Raw genomic sequence first — 21838 nt, forward strand, 5'->3', positions numbered from 1 at the left:
TCCGATGTGTCAGCATTGCGCCCTCAACGAATCTCAAGGTAGCGCAGTGCAAGTATGACTAAACAGGGGCGCTCTTTCTTCGGGCTTGCGGGCGTCATCGTCCTTGCAATGACCACCGAATTAAACGAGCAGGTCTCCTCCCAGTCTTTGCCAGATATCCTCGGTGGGCTGGGCATCAATCATGACGCAGGTACCTGGTTCAACAGCCTTTATCTGTCCGCCGAGATTTTCGGCATGTCACTCGCGCCCTGGCTTGCGCTGACGTTCAGTGTCAGGCGGTTTGCAGTTTGCGTGGCGATGACTGCCAGCCTTTCCGCATCGCTGATACCCTTTACCGATAATCTGACCCTTCTTTATATGCTTCGCATGACCGAGGGGCTGGCGGGCGGCTTCGCTATTCCGCTTGTGCTCATGATCGCCTTGAGGGTACTCGCGCCTCCCATCAGGCTCTATGGACTCGCTGCCTATTCGCTTACGGCAACCTTCTTTCCCAATCTTAGCACAGCGCTTGCTGGTCTTTGGACAGATCTGGTCGACTGGCGTTTTGTGTTCTGGCAGGCCGTGCCTTTTGGCAGTCTGGCCGCCTCGCTTTTGTGGTATGGCATAGCGCCGGAAAGGCCGAATTACCGCCGTTTTGCCCGTTTCGACTGGAAAGGCGCTCTGCTGATCCTGTTTGGCTTTGGAGCGCTCTCAACGGTGCTGCAACAAGGTGACCGCTTTGACTGGTTCAATTCGCCAGCAATCTGTGTGCTCTGCCTTATTGCAGCTATCTGCCTGCCGCTGCTGGTCTATAATGAATGGCATCAGCATACGCCGCTTTTTCGGTTCCAGCTTCTGGGCCGGCGTAACTTCGCCTATGGGGCCTCAACCCTGCTCATCTTTCTCGTCGTATCCTTGGCCTCATCGACCTTGCCCGCGACCTTTCTTCAGGAGGTTGCCGGATACAGGCCGGAACAGATCTATCTTGTGACCCTCGAGATCGCCTGTATCCAGCTTGTGATGCTGCCTCTCATGGCGGTCGTCCTGAACAGCAAATCGGTTGATAGCCGTGTGGTCAGTCTGCTTGGCATGATGCTGATCCTGATGGCCTGCGCTGGCGACAGCTTCATGACCGTGGGATGGAACCGGAACGAGTTCTATCTGTGGCAGATCTTCATGGGAGCAGGCGAGGCCATGATTGTCATGCCACTCCTGATGATGTCGACCAATTCGCTCGTTCCAGCCGAGGGGCCATTTGCCGCAGCCATGGTCAATACGCCGCGCGCTGTCGCGCAGGCGATCGGGATCTGGCTTTTGCAGTTGACTCATCGCTGGCGAGGCGGACTGCATTCGAACCGCCTGACCGACCGTATCGGTGTTGATCGTTATCGGACGTTTCAGGCCAATGCGCTCCCGTTGCAGAAGCCGGCGCCGCTTCTGCCGGATGGCACACCCCGAAGCGGTGACTCGCTTGTGACGTTCAAGTCGCAACTGGCACATCAGACAACAGTTCTCGAATTATCTGACGCCTACATGATCATTGCGGCTATTACGGTTTGTCTGATGATATCGGTGCTGTTCCTGCCGCAACGTACATTTCCCCCCCGTCTCATGTTTATAAAGAAACAATCCTGAGCCATGGCCTTCGACGATCAAGAGAGCAAACCGGCCAAGTGGCCTTTCGTTGTGACAGCCCTCGTCATCCTGGTGTTCAGCGGGGTCATTCTGGGTATCGTCTTTTTGCCGACGCGGCATGTCTGGACGAATGATGCCTATGTGAGTGCCCATTATGCGACGATAGCCCCCCGTATACCTGGCCAGATTATTGACGTGCTCGTCGATGACAATCAGAGCGTGAAGGCGGGGCAGGTACTGGCGCGGCTTGATCCACGGGATTACGAGACTGCTCTTATGCGCAGCAAGGCACAGCTTGTGCACGACGCGGCCCTAGTCAGCGATGCGCAGGCCAGCGTCGAGCGCCAGCCGAGCATGATCGAGGAAAGCAAGGCTGAGGCGGGCCGCATCAGCGCCCAGCTCGTCTATGCCCGCCAGAATGCTCAGCGTTATCACAATCTGGCCCAGACAGGGGCGGGTTCAAATCAGGAGCGGCAGCTGACCGACGCTTCCATGAGAGAAATGGAAGCCAATCTGCGCAGTATGAACGCACGCATTGTCGCGGCAGAGGCGGAACTTCCCATTCTTCGGGCACGCCATGACGCTGCACTCAAGACCCTCGAGATCGACAGGGCGGTCATCAAGCAGGACGAACTCAATCTGTCTTATACAGACATACGCGCACCGTTCGATGGTATGGTTGGGGAAAAGACGGTGCAGAGTGGTAATTACGTTGCGCCGGGTGCTGCTTTGATGGCTGTGGTCCCGATGGATCAGCTCTGGATCATGGCGAATTATCGCGAGATCGCGCTGCGGCATATGCGACCGGGTCAGCACGCCCGCATCCATGTCGACGCTTACAACATGGATCTGGACGGGATTGTCGACAGTATCCCTCCTGCTTCGGGAGCGGCATTCGCGCCGATCGCTCCGGAAAACGCGACGGGTAACTTCACCAAGATTGTCCAGCGCCTGCCGGTCAAGATTATCGTCTCGCCGGGTCAGCCACTGGCAAAACTTCTGCGTATGGGGTTCTCTGTCGAGACCAGTGTCGATACGCAGCTCGAAAATGTGGTGGACGAACAGCAGCACAGCGCAACGGGAATCACAGCACGATGAAATGTGCCGCCCGCATCGCCGCCACAGCGCTCACTACGACGCTTTTGACCGGATGCACGCTTGGCCCGGACTTCAAGCGCCCCGATGTCATCGCGCCCACGCATTACGGTCAGGAGCCGCAGGATGTGGCGGGGAGTACCTATGGCGGGCCGGTAGACATCGCTTGGTGGAAGCTGTTCCACGACGATGAACTAAACCGGCTGATCGATCGTCTCGCGGTGCAAAACATCGATCTTCAACGCGGCATGCAGCGTATCGAAGAGGCACGTTCACAGACCCGGATCGCTGCTGCGCAAGGTTTGCCGAATATGAACTGGGCGGGGTCCTATACCCGCACCCATCAGAGTTCGACGGGGTTCATCTCTCTTGTGCAGCCGCGATCAGGCGCGCCCAACGAATATGATTTCTTCCAGAACACGCTTGGCGCTTCATGGGATCTGGATCTTTTCGGGCAGATCCGCAGGGCCGTCGAGGCGCAGCATGCCACGCAGGAAGCCGCTATCGAAGCGCGCCATGGCCTCGCACTGAGCACACTGGCGACACTCGTCAATTCCTACATGCAGCTCAGAGGGGTGCAGGATCAGATCGCCATCACCGAACGCCACTTGTCGGTCTCTGACCACGATGTATCTCTGGTGGAAGCGCGTTTTGGCAATGGAGCGGCCACCACGCTCGACCTGGCACAGGCGCGCACCGAGCAGGCCAACACGGCGTCTGCCTTGCCCAATCTGCGTAATGCCGAGAGTGCGCTGATCAACGCCATCGGCTTGCTGCTTGATGAACCACCGCGCAGTCTTGCGATCGAACTGGCACGGCGTGAGGGATCAATGCCGATTGTTGTGCCCGCGGCGCCCATCGGTCTGCCTTCGTCTCTCGCACGCAGGCGCCCTGACATCCGTGAGGCCGAGGCCCGCCTTCACGTTGCAACTGCTGGCGTGGGTGTCGCGATTGCCGCCTTCTACCCCGATATCACACTGACCGGGCAGATGGGTACGCAGACCCTGTCGGCCGCAAATTTCTTCTCTCTGCCTTCGCGGCAGTTTGCTACGGGGCCGACGCTTTCAGTACCGCTCTTCGAAGGGGGGCGTCTGCGCGGCACTCTTGCGCTGAGGAAAGCCGAGCAGAAAGACGCTGCGCTCGCTTTTCACCAGACGGTCATGACCGCCTGGAATGAAGTAGACAACGCATTGACTGCCTATGCGCAGGCCCAGAAGCGTCTCGTCCAGACTGAGATCGCCTGGCAGGAGAGCCGCAAGGCGGTGTCGATTGCCCAGCAGCAATATCGGGAAGGCGCGGTAGATTTCCTTCAGGTCGACACAGCTGAAAGCGCAGCTCTGGAGGCTGAGGCGAATTTCTCCGCCAACCGTATCCAGATCGCGACGTCGTTCGTATCCCTTTACCGAGCGCTGGGCGGCGGATGGGAATATGCCGCGTTTACTGAGAAGAATGCTCCAACAGGCTCTAATTGAAAGATTGTTTTGCCCTGAAGGCCGACTGCGCTCTTTCATCAGGATATGAAGGTTATAGGATAGAGCATTGATTTTGAATGTTTTCAAAAATCGGCGTGGCTAAAACTTTGAGGCTGCAGCCTAGGGAGCGTTGGTTTCGGAGCGTGAAAACTCAGCCATAGAATCAAGAGGATAGACGAGAGTCTCAAAGTAATGTCATAAGGCGGCATGATCGGACGTTCTCATATCGTTCTTGGTGTCGCTTCCGCCATCACTGCGTCGTCTATGGGCTACGTGCCGCTGTCTTTCCTGAGCCTGTGCGCAGCCGGGCTTGGCAGCCTTGCCCCTGATCTGGACACGGAGAGATCGCTTCTCGGTTGCCGTATGGTGTGGCTCTCCCGACCACTTTCGCGGCTGTGCGGCCATCGTACCGTCACGCATTCCTTTTTCGTGCCATTGCTTATCGTCTGGGGTCTTGTGCACTTTCAGGGAATGGGATCGCTCCGTTCGCCATGGGGAGCGTTTCTGGTCGGATATGTGAGCCATATCGTCGCTGATCTGATGACTGGCGGTTGCTGGGCGCTCTATCCCTTATCGAAAAACAGGGTATCTCTCTGGCCTTACGCCAAGACAGGCAGTTTCAGGGAGTATCTCCTTCTTGTCTGCTGCCTGGGGCTGCTGAGCTGCGTGACCTATCATTATCTGTCCCGTAATCTGCTTCATGACGGTTCGAGAGCGTCGCAACACGCCTTCATTGCCTAATCGGGCGCAGGGAACTAAGAGCAGCACAGAAAATAAGCCATTCTGGAGCCCGTCATGTCCTCTCCCGATCGTCTGCCCATTCGTCGGGCGCTTCTCTCCGTTTCAGACAAGGCAGGGCTGATCACGCTCGGCAAGGCGCTGGTCACGCAAGGCGCCCAGCTTCTCTCGACCGGAGGCTCGGCCAAGGCGCTGCGCGAGGCCGGTCTGGATGTGACGGATGTGTCCGACCATACGGGCTTTCCGGAGATACTGGATGGCCGCGTCAAGACGCTTGTGCCCCAGATCCATGGTGGCATTCTCGGTCGTCGCGATCTCGCATCGCATCTCGCCCAGATGGATGAGCATCAGATTGCGCCGATCGATCTCGTCTGCGTCAATCTATATCCTTTCGCTGCCACGGTCGCCTCTGGTGCCGGTGCCGAAGACTGCATCGAGAATATCGATATTGGTGGGCCAGCGCTTATCCGTGCTGCAGCCAAAAACCATGATCATGTCGTGATCCTGACCGAGCCAGCACAATATGACGCCCTCATTGCCTCGCTGGCGCAGGGCGGATCGACCCTGGCCGAGCGTCAGCTCTGGGCTGGCGCAGCCTACGCCCACACGGCTGCCTATGACTCGATGATCGCTTCCTGGTTTGCCGGTCAGCGCGGCGAGGCCCTGCCTGAAACCATGACGCTGAGCGGTTCACGGCGCGAATTGCTGCGCTACGGCGAGAATCCGCATCAGAACGCGGCTTTCTATGTCACCTCCGAAAAGCGCTATGGCATTGCGACAGCCACCCAGATTCAGGGCAAGGCGCTTAGCTATAACAACCTCAATGACACAGATGCCGCGTTCGAGGCTGTTGCCGAGTTCGACAAGCCGAGCGTCGTCATCGTGAAGCATGCCAACCCCTGTGGTGTCGCGAGCGCTGAGACGCTCGAATCCGCCTGGAAATCCGCCCTGAAATGCGACCCGGTTTCGGCCTTCGGTGGCATCGTGGCCCTCAATCGCCCGCTGGATGAAGCAACGGCAGAGCAGATCGCGACAATCTTCACCGAGGTGATCGTCGCGCCCGACGCGACAGATGGCGCGAAAGCCGTTCTGAGCCGCAAGAAGAACCTGCGCCTTCTGCTGACCGGCGGCGTTCCTTCGGCGACTTCTGAAGGGCTCACATTCAAATCCGTTGCTGGTGGCTTCCTCGCGCAAAGCCGGGACGCAGGGCAGGTGACCGAGGCCGATCTGCGCGTCGTGACCAAACGTGCGCCGACAGACGCCGAAATGGCCGATCTTCTCTTCGCGTTCCGTGTGGCCAAACACGTCAAGTCGAACGCCGTCATCTATGCCAAGGACCGCGCAACGGTTGGTATCGGTGCGGGTCAGATGTCGCGTGTCGACTCAGCCCGTATCGCGGCACGAAAGAGCCTGGACGCTGCCGAAGCAGCAGGCGAGAGCGTGGCCCTGACGCAGGGTTCTGTTGCCGCATCCGACGCCTTCTTCCCGTTTGCGGATGGGCTTGAGAGCGTGATTGCTGCGGGTGCGGTCGCCGTCATCCAGCCGGGCGGATCGATCCGCGATCAGGAAGTGATCGATGCGGCCGATGCAGCAGGTATTGCCATGGTGTTCACGGGTATGCGCCATTTCCGTCACTGACGGTCAAATCGTCGTAGCGAAACAGGAGGGCAGAATGGGTAATCGCTTGCAGAAACTTTGTGCATCGATAGGGCTCGCTGCCCTTCTAGGCGGATTTTCGGGTGTCGCTTCGGCCGCAATTACCCCGCCTGCCGACACGGCTCCATCCGGTAATTGCGTTTTTGATCTTGGCAATCTGCCGCGCTTTTCAGGCAAGATCGAGCGTCTGCTACCCGGCACGCAGGGGGATGCTGTCGGGGCCCTCCTGACAGATGGCACGGAGGTCGAAATGCCTCCCGGCCTAGCGGCACAGGACCATCACCTGCGTGCCGGGGTCGTACTGGTCGTAAAAGGACTGGCAGCGCCCTCGCTTCATCTTGTGCGTGCGCTCGCGCTCAGCGGCAAGTCTGACCTTTGTGCCGCGCCCATGCCTGAACTGGTGACATCAGCCCCGCCAGCCAATGCGGAAGGCCGCATTGTCAGGCTGCTGCATGACGGTGATGGTGCCCTGAATGGCGCTGTGCTGAATACAGGCACGGTGCTGCGCGTGCCCGCGTCAGGTGCCCGCACGAATTTTCTCAGGCTTGGGGTGCCGATTTACGCTGAGGGCTATGGTTATCAGACGGCTTTCGGCAAGCTTGTGGTTGCGCGTCGTCTTGGGCCTGACCGCCTGCAGGCGATCCACGTGTCTGACGAACCGCTCATCCCGCGCGGTGCGCCGCCAGGCTCGACAGGTTACGACCAGATCGAGGCGCCGGGCGGCACGGAATAGGATTTCAGCTACCCTGCCCAATATAGGGGGCGGGGTGCCGTTGCTCAGACGATATCTGACTCGCGCAGGGCCAGCGTGAGACAGGGCGAGAGTGGCAGGATGGGCGCTACTGTCGCCTGAAAAGCGTGATAGAGATCGGCCTTGTCGGCATAGACCTCGCCTGAAATATGCCCGTCCGCGTCGACCTCGTTACGCCAGCCGCCATGTTCGTGATCGATCAGCGCCTCGGCGATATAATCCCAAAGCTTGCGATACCATGTCTCATAGGCCGGACTGCCTGTGCGCTTGAGCAGGTTGACCGCAGCCGTGACAGCTTCGGCCTGTACCCAGTGGGCGCGCACGGTTACATGCGGTTTGTGATCCCAGTCGATGGTATAGATCATTCCTGGCTTGCCATCTGCTGCCCAGCCATAGCGCAGGGCTGAGTCGAGCAGCGCTCGCGAGTCATGCAGCATCCATCCCGGCGCCACGCCGTCGCGACGAAGCAAAGCCGCTTCAACCTTGACGGTCAGATGCGCCCATTCAGCAAAATGCCCGGGGGTCATACCGTAAGGGCGCAGTGAGTCTGTTGGTTTGTCCTTGTTGTAGTCGCGCAGCAGCACCCAGTCGCGATTGAAATGCTCGGGCATGCAATAATCGTGAGACCCTGCAATTTCATGAACGAAGCGATGCACAATACGATGGGCGCGCTTGAGCCAATCGTCATTGCCTGTGATGTCTGCGAGCGCGAGGCAGGCTTCGGTCGAATGCATATTGGCATTCGCCCCTCGATAATCTTCCTCATCGCTCCAGTCGCGCGCGAAGCTCTCACGCATTACCCCTTCTTCTTCAGACCAGTAATGTGTCTCGAGAATTTCGGTCGCAAGGGAGAGCAGCTTTTCACCTCCCTCAACACCAAGCAGTGTTGCAGACGACCCGGCGAGTGCCACAAAAGCATGCAGATAGGCCTGCTTACGATTGTTCGGTGCCGATGGTGTTTCAAACCAGCCGCCATGATCCTTGTCATGGAGCGGGCCAAGCAGGGCCGCGACGCCGTGCTGGACCAGCGGCAGACAGCCGGGGATGCCCTGTAATGTCGCCATTGAGAAAGCATGAACCATTCGCGCGGTCAGGATACCATCCGGCTGCGCATCCCTGGGCAGAGAGCCATCACGCCCCAGAGCGCCGAAGCCGCCCTCCATACGTGAGGCCTGGGCAAAACGCAGGAGACGGCGTCCTTCAGCCGCGAGCCAGAGGCGATGGGCGGAGCGTCGAACCCAGCTTGTCTCGGGCAGAAGCATGGGGGAGAGTAGATCGGTCATCGTGCCATCCTGTCGTACTGTCGTTTTGATCAACACGCAGAGAGGGCGGCGGGGTTTCGGTTTGATTGTTCGATTGACTGCCCCGGCTCCTTGCACGGGTTATTTACCATCAATGAGTCAAACCTCTGCCCCGAGCGCAAAGCAAGGCGTGACGGCTGGTGGGGGATGGAGGGCAGGGAGGAGGCGAGCTAATGAGAAAACAGGCTCTCCGGCGAAGGATCCCGATAAAGCCTGTTTCCTGAAGGGGTGCTGTTCTCGCACGCATCCGTCGGGTCAAGTCTGATATCTATGGGTTACTTTTATGGCGATGAAAGACCAGGCCGTAAGCGTGAGAATGACTTGTTTCGACGGCACCACTTTCAGTGCGCAGTTAAGCTCAATAAAATAAAAATACGGGAATATCTGACGTTGGATTTCTTCTACGCCTTCTATCAGCAGCCAATGACATTACTGGCAGTCGAAGAAGGGCCTATACTCCTCGCGTATACCAGCGCACATATCGATAGTATCTGTGGCCCCTGTCGTGAGGGGGAGATGCTCAATGATTTGTGGCGATATTCCGCGCTTATCTCGCTTTGCAGATTTTTGCATACAGGCATACTTTGTTCATGGGGCCTTGAAAAGGCGAATGACGTGCTGACTGAACTTGCCAATAGCCCTCTGACCTATCAAAGAGACACTGTCTTGTGGGAAACTTATGAGTTTTGTCTGACGACCAAAGGAAAGAGCCTCCTCGACAACAGTGGCGTCACGGAACTCGGCGGCCCAGCAGAGCCAAAGCTGGAGAAAGCTCTTGCGCGCGCGTTTAGGGTCACCTCCATCAAGCACGATCAGGTTTCTGTATCGAGAGAAGCGCTCGATATCTGGATAGAGAAATTGCGGTATGAAGAGGATGCGTATCCTTTCCATGTGCCTTGATCGATAGCTGACATGAGTGACGTTGCCCCATCGAGCTCTGCGCAGAATACCACTATCTGAAGCTCCCACCGTAGTTTTATGTGTATGGCTCAAGATCTGTCGCCTGATCAGGCAGCCCGCTCGTGCTTGAACGAACTGACCGAATGCATAGACACAGGGCATCGCTCAGCATATACCTGTAGCAGAAAAATAACCCGAGCAAGTCGCGACGGTTGAATATAGAATATTGAGAGATAATAGTTATAATGTCAGGCATATTTGAATTGGGATCAAAAGAAATCCCAAATAATAGAGAAAGCGTGGTCTATTACGTGCCGACGGGCATATCGGGCCTTGAAGATTTCTTCAATATTTTTCGTACCCTGTTGAATTTCCCCTCATATTTCGGGTTCAATTGGAATGCATTCGATGAGTGTATCACTGATCTTGATTGGATAACGTATTACGAGGTCTGGATTGTATTCAGTGATACCCCTAATATCAGTGAGAGAGATTTGAAAATACTTAATAATATTATGATAGATGCAGTTGATCATTGGAGCAGGACGAAAGAGAAGAATCTAAGCGTTGTCGCGCCGCATGGCTTTCTGGGCGCGGGAATTACAACCAAATAATGCCGTTTTCATCGCCTGTATCTTCCATGCGGCCGTTGCTGTCATGTCAAGGCTTGTGCCCCAAGTCAGAGATTGCCGATGATCTGAAATCCTAGTGAGCTGCTGTAGAAAATATCGGCCTTTCCTCACGGCATCATTCTAATCAAGGTTCGAATGACGAGTTGGATAACAACTGTGCCTGAGAAACCGCAAGCGTTACATGATGGGACTTCGCGTATCATTTGGGCGTCAGCGTATCGTCAACGCCTTGCCCGCGCTCCCTAAGCTGGTTGTTTCACGCGCGTCCAATATTTTAGAGCCCTTTTGGAAATTCAGCGTGAGGGGTTTTCAGGGCGTCTGGCGTGTGATTCACACTCAGGATGTGGACGCCAGAACAACGAGGCCGAATGGCCGACATCACCGGTAGGACGAAACGCTATCCATCTGATCTGACCGATGAAGAATGGGAGCGCATAGCGCCCCTGATGCCGCCTGCGAACCGGCGTGGCCGGAAACGGGTGACCGATTTTCGTGAGATCATCAATGCACTGCGCTATCTTGTCCGCTCGGGCTGCGGCTGGGAGATGCTGCCGGCTCACTTTGGTCCGTGGCAGACCGTCTATTGGTGGTTCCGCAGGCTGATGCGCCGTTTTCTGTTTCAGACGATCCATGATGTCTGCCTGATGCTGGATCGTGAAGCAGCGCGACGCGAAGCCAGCCCATCCGGTGGTGTCATTGACAGCCAGAGCATCAAGGCTCCTCATGCAAAGACCCGTGGCTATGACGCCGGCAAGAAGATCGTTGGTCGTAAGCGCCATATTGCGGTTGATACAGATGGCCGACTGCTTCTGGTCAGGCTGACCCCAGCCAATATTTCGGATAGTGCGGGTGCACAGATGATCCTGGGTGCTATCCGCAAACGCTGGCCGTGGGTGAAGCATCTGTTCGCAGATGGGGCCTATGACCGCTTGCAGTTGATAGACAAAGCCGCCTTTTTTAACTTCACGGTCGAGATCATCCAGCGCTCAGATACGGAAAAAGGATTTGAAATCCTGCCACGTCGATGGGTCGTTGAGCGGACATTCGGCTGGATGATCCGCTGGCGCCGACTGGTGAGGGATTACGAACAGCGTATCGACGTGGCAGAGGCCATGATCCACATCGCCATGGGAAGCCTAATGCTACGCCGAAACGCTCATCCGTGAATTTCCAAAAGAGCTCTTAACCATCTCTGGTTGCTTCTATGATTTACTGGCCTTTGCCCGAAGAAGTAGAGCATATGCTAGATATCCCGCGAATTTTATTACTTATTGTGTCGCACCTCAAGGTCGTGATAATGGTAATCGATATCAAAATTATAAAATTACCATAAATGTCAGGACAGATGATGCTGGGTCGTGAAGTCATAATAACGAAATGTCCGTACGATGATAAGCTAAAGGACAAATCGGATACATATCTTGCTTGAGTGAAGATGATTTCGGTAGCATGTCCTCATACGGAATATTTATATTTGATGAAGGGTGTGTCGCCATGTTCAAAAAGGAATAATTTTGCCTTACCGGTAACGTATATGATGTTGAGGAATTCCTCACGCATGATCACTTGAGAGTTTCGAAAGATGGAGAACTCCTGCGACGAGGGCGCGACGTTAAATGATCAGAAATATAAGAGCCCTGCCTGGTGCCCAGCTATTCGGGTCTTGATGCATCAAATGTCCTGAAGGCAGTTACGCTTTATAGACAACTTCGCCATTGGACTTGAGCTTGGCGACAACCTTAATGTTCGAATACAGACCGGAACTGTCACCATCAAAGACAATAGAGGGATACTGGAAACGCCACTCTGACAAAAGGAAGCAAGTGGCGTTTCCAGAAACGCCTTCTGGTCCCTGTGGTTCGTCAACACGCAGACGCGAAAAACGGGGTTGAGCTGCATGAACGGTCGAAGAAAGTGCACCTCGTCAGCGCGATGATTAGTCGCCGTGGCTAGCTGGAAATAAGGGTTTACTCTTCAAGCGATAAGCGGCGATGCCAGGCGTATGACACAGTTGTTCATGTAGCAGATTTATTTCATCGCTTGATGATGCGTTTCCGTTTCACGGGATATAGGCTGCTCAAACAGTGAAACGAGCTATCACTCGATACGAGCCGTTGGTGGGGCCAAGCTTTATGTATGGGCTCGCTTCAGCATTTCAAGCTTGGGTCAATAGGTCTAGAGTCTACGGCTTTTCAGGGTAAATTTCTGCAGAGCCGATTTGTATCGACATATTACTTGAAAATTACTTGATATCTACGTGTTAATTTTAGGAAAATTTTTTCTGCTAATGAAAATCCATCATCGGCGAATAATCTCTCGTCTCTGCTACTCTTGAATGCAGAGTTTGGTGGGTAATCCTGATCAAGAGTGGCATCATATACCGCAGCCCAGTTTTCAATCTCCTCGACAAGCTTATCGGATAGGCCGAGAAATCGAGGATCGATGTTGTCATAGTTGTTTGGCCCACTATGCCATAGCGGCCAGCATTCATACTCCGGCATCAACTTGATAACATCCATTCGAGCAAGCCCTCATGACAGCGTTAACGAGATGACCATGCCTAATTTGATTGCATCGTGCTCTAACATATCCAACAATCATTACCAGCTTCTCCACTCCCAGAACCCGTGTCTCTTCTCCAACACGGAGGAAGGAGGGCTTCCTCGATGCTGAGTGCCATTCAAAAAGAGGAAATGTAGGGCGTTATGTGACAGGCAGGATTGTTCCGGTAACGAAATTGCAGAAAATGAATAATGTAACCATCAGGGAGACACTATGGAGTATTGAAATCCTGATTGAATCGAAAACTGTGCAATGCGAATTTGGAGTGCTGGTAAGTGATAGGCTTTCTGCGTCAATATCCGCAGGGTTTGATATTTTCAAAATATCAAATGAAGCATTCAAAATTTTCAGGATCCGGATTTGCGCCACCAAAGTGATTTGGATCACGTATTGCTGACACTGATCGCGATGATAGAGGGGCCAGAGTTTGAGATGACGGAGGAAGAGTTCCATACGATTTTATTGACCATTCGTGAGATGAACGAGGGGTAACGCGCCGAAGGATGCGCCCTCATAGTCGTGCCGTCGAGAAAGGCACTTCCCGCAGTTGGAATCCTGGTCTTTCACCTGCATGACGGGTTTTCAAAATGCGGGGGCTTTGCCTCTCGGATGGCCGGTTGAGCAGTGCTCCACCAGGGCACGGGTTCCGCTGCAATTGCCAGCTGCGTCGGGCCATTCTTGCAGCAAAGGAAACCGGCAGCGTAGCCCCCCAACGGCGCACGAGGCGGTGTGCCGCCCAGGAAGTCCATCGACGCAATCGACGGTGCCGAACCCATCGCGCGTGAACGGATATCACACTTTGAATCATGCTCATCGCAACGAGCTATGCTATTCCCCGGCAGCATCAAGGACTAACGGGCCTTGTCAGCAACTGTCGGCGCCAGAGTATCGGGCGATGACGGCGATTAGAGACTATCGAGCAGGACGATAAGAAGAAATATGTCGCAATCAAGAACTCCCAATGCTCAGGACCTCTCAAGTTTCGGCAAGCTCCCCCTCGCTGTTGCCCGAAACAAGGGAATCTGGCCGCCAGCGCGTTATCAGCATGTTCTGGTCGCATGCGCGCGCTGGGAGAACGATAGCGTCGTCGAGTGGCTGAGTTATCATCGCTCGATCGGTTTTGATCACGTCTATCTCTATTGCAACGATGATGACCCCTCGGGGCTTTATGAGGCTGTGCTTCCCTTCCTGCAGGGAGAGACGCCTTTCGTGACTTTTCATCATTATCGTTATCAGGGCGAGCAACTGCAGATGTACCGCCATTTTCTCAGGCATTATGCCCAAGAGACAAAATGGCTGATGTTCCTCGATCTGGACGAATTCGTGTGTCTGCCCGGCAGTGATGATATCGCCGGTGTCAGCGCCCGCTTCGGGGCGGACCACGATGCCATTTATCTGAACTGGTGCGGCTACGGCCATTCTGGCCATAGCCAGCGGCCCGCAGATGGTATCCTGCGCAACTACACGAAGCGCGAAGTCGGTGCGTCGCCTCTCACAAAGATCCTCGCAAAGACGGGGGCCGTTTCCTACCGGCTGTCTTATGATAACCCGCTTGTGGGCATCCATCACGATCTGTTTGCTCTGGGCGCACCTCTGCGTGCCTGCAACATGCTCGGTGAATCGATGGAGGGATATTATGATAATTTTCCCGAGAATGCCTGGGCGTTTCTGAATGCCGATAACCGACGTGTGCGGCTGGTCGAGGTCGGCTATATCGCCCACTTTAACATTCGCTCCGAGGAGGATTTTGCGCGCAGGATAGAGCGTGGATGCAAGGGGGATTTCAGCGCCCAGACCCATTGGCGTGACCGGAATGCCGATGAGCGCCTGGCCTATCATGCCGACACAAATGCGGTGACCGATCTCTATCTGAGCAATTACTGGAAGTCGCTCATCGATAAGGGTTTGAAAACAACCCTCATCCCGGGTTCGGTATGGCCACTGCTTTCGGTCGGCAAGCGCGCGACGCAGAGTTCCACGCTTCATGACGGCTCACGCGACGAAGACGCCTGTCGCGCTGTCTCGGGACGCCTGACAGGTCACCCGCAGCACCATACGGCGCTGCAGGATAATCCCTGGTGGATGGTCGATCTGGGCGAACTCAGCCATATTCATGAGATCATGATCTTCAACCGCCTTGATGGCGCGATGGAGCGGTTGGGAAGCTTCAAGGTCGAAGTCTCTCATGACCGTTTCTTCTGGAACACGATCATCGATCGCCAGAACGGGCCGCTCTTCGGTGGTCTCGATGGCACCCCGTTCGACTGGCGCAATGACGCTGGTGTTCTCGGGCGCTTTGTGAGGGTCACGGTGCCGGGAACGCAGGTCTATCTGCAAACCGATCAGATCGAGATCTACGGACGACCGTTCTCGCTTGCGGAGTTCGAACAAAATCGCAACGCGGCCTCGGCCTGATATTCCAGAAGCCATGGCGTATTCCCTTCCCGAAGGGGGTACGCCATGACCGCCTGCCAATAGCCTGGGCGGTTTCTGCTCATTATTTCGTATGCCCGCCCTTGGCATTTGAAATAATGCTCCCATGTTCAAATCATGACAGAACGAGAACTGCCATAACGGGGTTCGCGTCGTCGCAACTGGCCGCCTTCATGGGGCATGGGAGCATTGAGAAATTATGAATATTGAGAAATTTACCGAACGTAGCCGCGGATTTCTTCAGGCTGCGTCGACGATCGCCCTTCGCGACTATCATCAGCAGCTGACGCCTGAGCATCTGCTTAAGGCCCTGCTTGACGACCCTGAAGGCACTGCCTCGGGTCTCATACGTGCTGCGGGCGGCGACCCCGAGATCGTTCGCAAAGCCAATGACGCCGCGCTTGCCCGCCTGCCAAAAGTTCAGGGCGGCGGCGCAGGCCAGCCTCAGGCTACCCCGGACCTCGTGCGCGCGCTTGACACTGCCGAGCAGGACGCCCAGCGCGCAGGCGACAGCTTTGTCGCGCAAGACAGGGTTCTCGTAGCTCTTGCTGGCACGAAATCGGCAGCAGGCCAGGCACTTGCAGAAGGCAAGGCCGATGCCAAGGCGCTGGAGCGTGCCGTCGCCCAGCTGCGCAAGGGCCGCGTGGTTGATAGCGCCAATGCAGAGGCCGGTTTTGACGCGCTCAAGAAATATGCCCGTGACGTCACGGCGGTGGCGCAGTCGGGGAAGCTCGATCCGGTGATCGGGCGTGATGAGGAAATTCGGCGCGCTATTCAGGTCCTTGCTCGCCGCACGAAGAACAATCCCGTGCTCATTGGTGAGCCTGGCGTCGGCAAAACGGCTATCGTCGAGGGGCTGGCCCTGCGCATCGTCAATGGCGACGTGCCGGAAGCTCTGCGCAACAAGAAGCTGCTCTCGCTTGACATGGGCGCACTCGTAGCTGGTGCAAAATACCGGGGTGAATTCGAAGAGCGCCTGAAGGCCGTTCTCAAGGAGATCGAGAGCGCTGAAGGTCAGGTCATCCTGTTCATCGACGAGATGCATACGCTGGTCGGTGCGGGGCGCTCTGATGGCGCCATGGATGCCTCCAACCTGATCAAGCCGGAACTCGCCCGTGGCGTGCTGCACTGCATCGGTGCGACAACCCTGGACGAATATCGCAAATATATCGAGAAGGACGCAGCTCTTGCCCGTCGCTTCCAGCCGGTCTTCGTAGGTGAACCTTCGGTTGCCGATACGATCTCGATCCTGCGTGGGATCAAGGAGAAATACGAGCTGCATCACGGTGTGCGTATCACCGATGGCGCGCTCGTAGCGGCAGCAACCCTGTCCAATCGCTACATCACAGACCGGTTCCTGCCCGACAAGGCAATCGATCTCGTCGATGAGGCGGCAAGTCGTCTGCGTATGCAGATCGACAGCAAGCCTGAAGCACTGGATGAACTCGACAGGCGTATCATCCAGCTCAAGATCGAGCGTGAGGCAATCCGCAAGGAAGAAGACAGTGCAAGCCGCGAGCGTCTGGTGAAGCTCGAGGTCGAACTGGCCGATCTGCAGGAGCAGTCCGATACACTGGGCGCGGCCTGGCATGCCGAGAAGGATCGCGTCAACGCAATCCAGAAGCTCAAGGAACAGCTCGACCAGGCGCGTTCGGAAGTCGATGTGGCCCAGCGCAAGGGTGATCTCGGCAAGGCATCGGAACTGATGTACGCGACCATTCCTGGTCTTGAGCGTCAGATCGAGGAATCCCAGCAGCGCGAGCAGAAGGATGCCGATCAGGCCGGTCTGTTCAGCGAAGCCGTGACTGATCAGGGCATCGCCGCCGTTGTGTCGCGCTGGACGGGCGTCCCGGTCGATCGCATGCTCGAAGGCGAGCGCGCCAAGCTGGTCCGAATGGAGGACTCCCTGCGCGAGCGTGTGGTGGGTCAGGAAGCCGCTCTCAAGGCTGTGTCGAATGCTGTGCGCCGCGCGCGCGCCGGGCTGCAGGATCCCAACCGTCCGATCGGGTCCTTCCTGTTTCTCGGGCCGACCGGTGTAGGCAAGACCGAGCTTGCGAAGGCGCTGGCCCAGTTCCTCTTTGACGATGATCGCGCCATGCTTCGCGTCGATATGAGCGAATTCATGGAGAAACACGCCGTGTCCCGTCTCGTCGGCGCGCCCCCGGGCTATGTCGGCTATGAGGAAGGGGGTGTGCTGACTGAAGCCGTGCGTCGCAGACCCTATCAGGTCATCTTGTTCGACGAAGTTGAGAAAGCACATGAGGATGTCTTCAACATCCTGCTTCAGGTGCTTGATGACGGGCGGTTGACCGATGGGCAGGGTCGTGTGGTGGATTTCCGCAACACGATCATCATTCTGACGTCAAATCTGGGTTCGGATATTCTTGCCAATCAGCCGGATGGTGAAAGCGCCGATCTGGTCCAGGCGCAGGTCATGGCCGTGGTGCGCAATCACTTCCGTCCGGAGTTCCTGAACCGACTGGATGAGATCGTTCTCTTCTCGCGTCTGCAGCGCGCAGATATGAGCCGCATCGTCGCCATCCAGCTCAAGAGGCTCCGTGGCCTTCTTGAAGAGCGCAAGATCACGCTCGATCTGGATCAGGCCGCAAATGACTGGCTGGCAGAGTCCGGTTACGACCCGGTCTACGGGGCTCGTCCGCTCAAGAGGGTCATTCAGCGCAGTCTGCAGAACACGCTGGCCGGGCTTATCCTTGATGGCTCGATCTTCGATGGCCAGACTGTGCATGTTTCGGCCAATGACAAGGGGCTGGTCATCAATGGCCAGCAGGCCGAGTTCGACTGATAACCGCTATTGCCCTGTGATGCCTGCCTAGGGTGTCAGCATCAGCAGAAAGGCGTGAGATCTTCGGGTCTCACGCTTTTTTTGGTTGGCACCTAACCGCGTATGAACCCCAGTTTCTAAAGGGCCGTGCGCTCTCCAAGCACTCGGCAAGACAGGCGTCCGGCAAAATATGCCTCTTATGATCCGCATCGTCACTCCCCGTGGCAAGTCCGCGGATGCGAGGCGCCCAATGCGCAGTGGCACGAGGAATGTGCCAATGATTGATGCAATGCCATCGGTGTGGAGTGGCGCGTCAGGTCTCGCTGAGAAATTGTTCAGTGACAGGGCGCGCTTTCAGGAAAGTGGTCTTCCTTGGCACGCTCCCGGCATCAGCAGCTGTCCTACCCAAGATGGTTTGCCGCCTCACAACTCTCTATCCACGCTCTGAATGCCAACCATATCCGGGTCGCGAAAGCTCGCAGGCTTGGGAGACTGTTCACTAAAACGCTTGCGTCGTAACGCCCTAGCGGGAGAGGGGCAGACGGGTTATATTGGGCGCTTGTTGCGAGTAGGAGCGTCACGCCAGCATGTCCGAACAGATCCGTCCGACCGAGTTGCCAGAGAACCTCGATGACGAAGCCGATTATGGCGCCTCATCCATCTCGGTTCTCAAGGGGCTCGATGCGGTACGCAAACGCCCCGGCATGTATATCGGCGACACGGATGACGGGTCTGGCCTGCATCACATGGTCTTCGAGATCATCGACAATGCAGTGGACGAAGCGCAGGCTGGTCATGCCACACGCTGCGTGCTCACCATGAATGGCGATGGCTCGATCAGTGTGCGCGATAACGGTCGTGGCATTCCGACTGATCTGCACGAGGAAGAAGGCGTCAGCGCCGCAGAGGTCGTTCTGACCAAGCTTCACGCGGGCGGCAAGTTTAACCAGAATTCCTATAAGGTATCGGGCGGTCTGCACGGCGTGGGTGCCGCTGTGGTCAACGCACTTTCCGAATGGATGGAAGTGCGCATTTGGCGCAACGGGCTCGAACATTTCATTCGCTTCCAGCATGGCGAGCGCGACGACGCCCTTACCGTGGTCGGTGCCAGTGACGAACCGCGCGGCACGCTCGTGACGTTCAAGCCGAGCAAGCAGACCTTCACCAAGGTCGATTTCGAGTTCGGCATCCTCGAGCGTCGTATGCGCGAGCTGGCCTTCCTGAATTCCGGCCTCGAGATCGTGCTGCGTGACGAGCGCCATGCCGAAAACAAGGAGGTTGTCTTCTGCTATGAAGGCGGCCTGAGCGCCTTCGTCGAGTATCTCGATGCAAGCAAGACATCGATTGTCACGCCACCGATCGTGGGGGCCATCGATCACGCCGAAAGCGGTATCAAGGTCGAGTTCGCGCTCACCTGGAATGACAGCTTCCATGAAACGATGCTGTGCTTCACCAACAATATCCCGCAGCGCGATGGCGGCACGCATCTGGCTGGTTTCCGCCAGGCTCTGACCCGCATCGTAGGTAAATATGCCGAGACAGGATCGTCGAAGAACTCCGCTGCCCTGACCGGTGAGGACATGCGCGAAGGCATGACGGCCGTTCTCTCGGTCAAGGTGCCGGACCCGAAATTCTCGTCGCAGACAAAGGATAAGCTGGTTTCGTCTGAAGTGCAGCCTGTGGTGCATGTGACGGCAGCTGACTCGATTGGCCACTGGTTCGAAACCCACCCGCGTGAGGCCAAGGCCATCATCGCGAAGGTCAACGAAGCCGCAGCCGCCCGTGACGCCGCCCGTCGTGCGCGCGAACTGACGCGACGCAAGGGCGTGCTCGATGTTTCCTCGCTGCCGGGCAAGCTGGCAGATTGTCAGGAGCGCGATGCGAGCAAGGCTGAAATCTTCATCGTCGAGGGTGACTCCGCAGGCGGAACGGCCAAGCAGGGGCGCGATCGCCGCTTCCAGGCCATTCTCCCGCTCAAAGGCAAGATCCTGAACGTCGAGCGCGCGCGTTTCGACCGTATGCTTGGCTCGGCCGAAGTCGGTACGCTGATCACCGCTCTCGGCACGGGTATCGGGCGCGGCGATGTGGAGCAGGGCGGTTTTTCGGTCGAGAAACTGCGCTACCACAAGATCGTCATCATGACAGACGCCGACGTGGACGGCTCTCATATCCGAACGCTGCTACTGACCTTCTTCTTCCGTCAGATGCCCGAACTGATCGAGAAGGGCTATCTCTACATCGCCCAGCCGCCACTCTATCGTGCGAAGCGTGGTAACGAAGAACGCTACCTGAAAGACGATGCTGCTCTTGAGCAATACCTGCTCGACAAGGCGCTGGCCAATGCGTCGCTGACGCTGGCCGATGGTCAGATTCTGGCTGAAGACGCGCTGATGGAGCGCGTCAAGGCAATGGGGCAGGTGGCCAAGACGCTCACGGCGCTTGCATCCAAGATCCCTGTCTGGGTGCTCGAACAGGCCTATGTCGCCAAGGCCATGTCACTCGGTCATGATAACGCGCAGGAGCGGGCCCCTGTTCTGCAGGCTCGCCTTGATGCGGCTTCGCCGGTCAATGAGCGTGGCTGGATAGTCGGACCTACAGAAGAAGGCGGGCTGCGCCTTGCCCGCACCGTTCGTGGTGTCGGTGAGGTCTACACGCTTGATGCCGCGTTGCTGCGCTCGGCAGAGGCACGCTGGCTGGCAGGCGAAGGCAGCCGCGTTGCCGATGATTTCGCTGGGGCTGTAACGCTCGCTCTCGATAGCCAGTCGACGGAACTTGCAGGCCCGGCAATGGTTTTTGATCGGGTGGTGCAGCAGGGTCGCAAGGGCCTTGCCATCAACCGGTTCAAAGGTCTGGGCGAAATGAACAATGAGCAGCTTTGGGACACGACGCTCGACCCGGCCACGCGCATTCTGCTTCAGGTCAAGGTGGGAGATGTTGAAGATGCCGGACAGGTCTTCTCGACGCTCATGGGCGATGTGGTCGAGCCCCGTCGCGACTTCATTGTTGGCAATGCCCAGAAGGTCGCCAATCTTGACGTTTAAGGCAATCGGCACCGCCCTGTTTCTTGCAGGAACGGTGCTGACAGCTGCGTCAGCCCACGCTGCTGATATTGGTGAAGGTAGTGCGGCGGCAACGGCAGAGAGCGCTCGCCAGACGACCGCTGTCTATCGTGTCTATAATCATGGGCTGCATGTCGTTGATGCGACTGCCGATTACAGGCTGACCGATGGTGGCTATGGCATCCGCACGACCATCCATGCGGGCGGCCTGCTCAGTATGTTTCTGCGCATGGATATCCAGAGCACTGCGCAGGGGCATTTTGATCATGACCATGTGCAGCCCACCGGGTATGAAAGCGCAGGCTACTCCCGTGGCAAGCATCGCAACGTGGTGCTGAATTACGCCAATGACACACCGCAGATCGTCGCGCTTGATCCGAAGGAAAGCGATCGCCAGGCCGTGCCGGAGAGCGATCTTTCCCACGCCATGGATACGCTGAGCGCCATGGCCTATCTGCTCGAAAATGTGCGTCACACCGGAAAATGTGATGGTAGCGCGCAGGTTTTCGATGGGCTCAGGCTGAGCGCCATGACATCGCACGGCCCCTTCAAGGCGACTGTCCCTTCGTCATTCGGTCAGAAATTCACCGGCGAGGCCCTACGGTGCGACTTTGTGGGACAGCAGGAGGCGGGATTTATCAAGGATTCCTCCCATCTGGATGTCATGAAAGCCCCGCATCCCGGCGCTGCCTGGTTTCAGAACCTGCCTGGCGTGGGCCTTACGGCGGTAAGGATCGAGTTCGAGCATCCCAAGCTTGGTCCGATGATCGCCGTTCTCGACCGGCAACCCACGACGCAGCAATAAGCCGTCATTGCGGGCACTCATCCCTGCTATCGCGTTGG

The 21838-nt window shown here is 56.7% G+C and carries 15 protein-coding genes; 13 read left to right on the forward strand and 2 right to left on the reverse strand.

Translation table 11 applies throughout. The features are described 5' to 3' along the window. The first annotated feature begins 108 nt into the window (after positions 1-108). The 6 genes from AAID99_RS04160 (at position 109) to AAID99_RS04185 (ending at position 7308) form a co-directional block, all read left to right on the forward strand. Positions 109-1614 carry an MFS transporter gene (locus tag AAID99_RS04160; RefSeq protein ID WP_498493218.1) on the forward strand — a complete coding sequence of 502 codons (1506 nt, stop codon included), beginning with the start codon at positions 109-111 and terminating at the stop codon, positions 1612-1614. A gap of 3 nt (positions 1615-1617) precedes the next feature. Beyond that, entirely contained in the window at positions 1618-2712 is a 1095-nt protein-coding gene (locus AAID99_RS04165; RefSeq protein ID WP_498493219.1) for an HlyD family secretion protein, read from the forward strand. Further along, on the forward strand, positions 2709-4181 hold the full coding sequence (locus tag AAID99_RS04170; RefSeq protein ID WP_498493220.1) for an efflux transporter outer membrane subunit: 1473 nt from the start codon (positions 2709-2711) through the stop codon (positions 4179-4181). The genes AAID99_RS04165 and AAID99_RS04170 overlap by 4 nt, the downstream gene beginning before the upstream one ends. A gap of 207 nt (positions 4182-4388) precedes the next feature. Beyond that, complete coding sequence (locus tag AAID99_RS04175) at positions 4389-4922, forward strand: metal-dependent hydrolase (RefSeq protein ID WP_498493221.1); 534 nt, start codon at positions 4389-4391, stop codon at positions 4920-4922. A 54-nt stretch (positions 4923-4976) separates the two neighbouring features. Continuing rightward, the gene (purH, locus tag AAID99_RS04180) at positions 4977-6557 is read left to right on the forward strand and encodes a bifunctional phosphoribosylaminoimidazolecarboxamide formyltransferase/IMP cyclohydrolase (protein WP_498493222.1); all 1581 of its coding nucleotides are present in this window, start codon (positions 4977-4979) and stop codon (positions 6555-6557) included. A gap of 34 nt (positions 6558-6591) precedes the next feature. Beyond that, the gene (locus tag AAID99_RS04185; RefSeq protein WP_188427386.1) at positions 6592-7308 is read left to right on the forward strand and encodes a hypothetical protein; all 717 of its coding nucleotides are present in this window, start codon (positions 6592-6594) and stop codon (positions 7306-7308) included. A gap of 44 nt (positions 7309-7352) precedes the next feature. Here the strand turns inward: AAID99_RS04185 and AAID99_RS04190 are convergent, their stop codons facing one another. After that, positions 7353-8609, reverse strand: a complete 1257-nt coding sequence (locus AAID99_RS04190) for an AGE family epimerase/isomerase (protein WP_498493223.1) — start codon at positions 8607-8609, stop codon at positions 7353-7355. Positions 8610-9017: 408 nt separating this feature from the next. On the opposite strand from AAID99_RS04190, the gene AAID99_RS04195 reads away from it, so the two are divergent. From AAID99_RS04195 to AAID99_RS04205, 3 genes are all read left to right on the forward strand, one after another. Next, positions 9018-9527 carry a hypothetical protein gene (locus AAID99_RS04195; RefSeq protein ID WP_188427388.1) on the forward strand — a complete coding sequence of 170 codons (510 nt, stop codon included), beginning with the start codon at positions 9018-9020 and terminating at the stop codon, positions 9525-9527. Positions 9528-9772: 245 nt separating this feature from the next. Beyond that, positions 9773-10141, forward strand: a complete 369-nt coding sequence (locus tag AAID99_RS04200; RefSeq protein WP_188427389.1) for a barstar family protein — start codon at positions 9773-9775, stop codon at positions 10139-10141. A 359-nt stretch (positions 10142-10500) separates the two neighbouring features. Further along, a complete protein-coding gene (locus tag AAID99_RS04205) occupies positions 10501-11325 on the forward strand; it encodes an IS5 family transposase (RefSeq protein ID WP_264784332.1) in 825 nt (274 codons plus the stop codon). A gap of 1065 nt (positions 11326-12390) precedes the next feature. On the opposite strand, the gene AAID99_RS04210 is transcribed toward AAID99_RS04205, so the two are convergent. Further along, complete coding sequence (locus AAID99_RS04210) at positions 12391-12678, reverse strand: immunity protein CdiI family protein (RefSeq protein WP_498493224.1); 288 nt, start codon at positions 12676-12678, stop codon at positions 12391-12393. Positions 12679-13660: 982 nt separating this feature from the next. Between AAID99_RS04210 and AAID99_RS04215 the strand changes: the two genes are divergently transcribed. The 4 genes from AAID99_RS04215 (at position 13661) to AAID99_RS04230 (ending at position 21800) form a co-directional block, all read left to right on the forward strand. Further along, positions 13661-15136, forward strand: coding sequence for a galactose-binding domain-containing protein (locus AAID99_RS04215; protein ID WP_188426539.1), 1476 nt, complete (start codon positions 13661-13663; stop codon positions 15134-15136). Between the two features lie 217 nt (positions 15137-15353). Beyond that, on the forward strand, positions 15354-17957 hold the full coding sequence (gene clpB, locus AAID99_RS04220) for an ATP-dependent chaperone ClpB (protein ID WP_498493225.1): 2604 nt from the start codon (positions 15354-15356) through the stop codon (positions 17955-17957). A gap of 566 nt (positions 17958-18523) precedes the next feature. Then, complete coding sequence (gene gyrB / locus AAID99_RS04225; RefSeq protein ID WP_498493226.1) at positions 18524-20977, forward strand: DNA topoisomerase (ATP-hydrolyzing) subunit B; 2454 nt, start codon at positions 18524-18526, stop codon at positions 20975-20977. Next, complete coding sequence (locus AAID99_RS04230; RefSeq protein ID WP_498493227.1) at positions 20967-21800, forward strand: DUF3108 domain-containing protein; 834 nt, start codon at positions 20967-20969, stop codon at positions 21798-21800. Before gyrB ends, AAID99_RS04230 begins: the two co-directional genes overlap by 11 nt. The last annotated feature ends 38 nt before the right edge of the window (positions 21801-21838 follow it).

The sequence above is a fragment of the Asaia sp. Ae19-3 genome (assembly GCF_059801175.1).

Excerpts from the sequence above, each read along its gene's own strand:
- AAID99_RS04215 (WP_188426539.1), top strand. The coding sequence starts at position 13,661 with ATGTCGCAATCAAGAACTCCCAATGCTCAGGACCTCTCAAGTTTCGGC.
- AAID99_RS04205 (WP_264784332.1), top strand. The coding sequence starts at position 10,501 with ATGTGGACGCCAGAACAACGAGGCCGAATGGCCGACATCACCGGTAGG.
- purH (WP_498493222.1), top strand. The coding sequence starts at position 4,977 with ATGTCCTCTCCCGATCGTCTGCCCATTCGTCGGGCGCTTCTCTCCGTT.
- AAID99_RS04160 (WP_498493218.1), top strand. The coding sequence starts at position 109 with ATGACCACCGAATTAAACGAGCAGGTCTCCTCCCAGTCTTTGCCAGAT.
- AAID99_RS04185 (WP_188427386.1), top strand. The coding sequence starts at position 6,592 with ATGGGTAATCGCTTGCAGAAACTTTGTGCATCGATAGGGCTCGCTGCC.
- AAID99_RS04165 (WP_498493219.1), top strand. The coding sequence starts at position 1,618 with ATGGCCTTCGACGATCAAGAGAGCAAACCGGCCAAGTGGCCTTTCGTT.
- AAID99_RS04200 (WP_188427389.1), top strand. The coding sequence starts at position 9,773 with ATGTCAGGCATATTTGAATTGGGATCAAAAGAAATCCCAAATAATAGA.
- AAID99_RS04175 (WP_498493221.1), top strand. The coding sequence starts at position 4,389 with ATGATCGGACGTTCTCATATCGTTCTTGGTGTCGCTTCCGCCATCACT.
- AAID99_RS04190 (WP_498493223.1), bottom strand. The coding sequence starts at position 8,609 with ATGACCGATCTACTCTCCCCCATGCTTCTGCCCGAGACAAGCTGGGTT.
- AAID99_RS04210 (WP_498493224.1), bottom strand. The coding sequence starts at position 12,678 with ATGGATGTTATCAAGTTGATGCCGGAGTATGAATGCTGGCCGCTATGG.
- AAID99_RS04170 (WP_498493220.1), top strand. The coding sequence starts at position 2,709 with ATGAAATGTGCCGCCCGCATCGCCGCCACAGCGCTCACTACGACGCTT.
- gyrB (WP_498493226.1), top strand. The coding sequence starts at position 18,524 with ATGTCCGAACAGATCCGTCCGACCGAGTTGCCAGAGAACCTCGATGAC.
- clpB (WP_498493225.1), top strand. The coding sequence starts at position 15,354 with ATGAATATTGAGAAATTTACCGAACGTAGCCGCGGATTTCTTCAGGCT.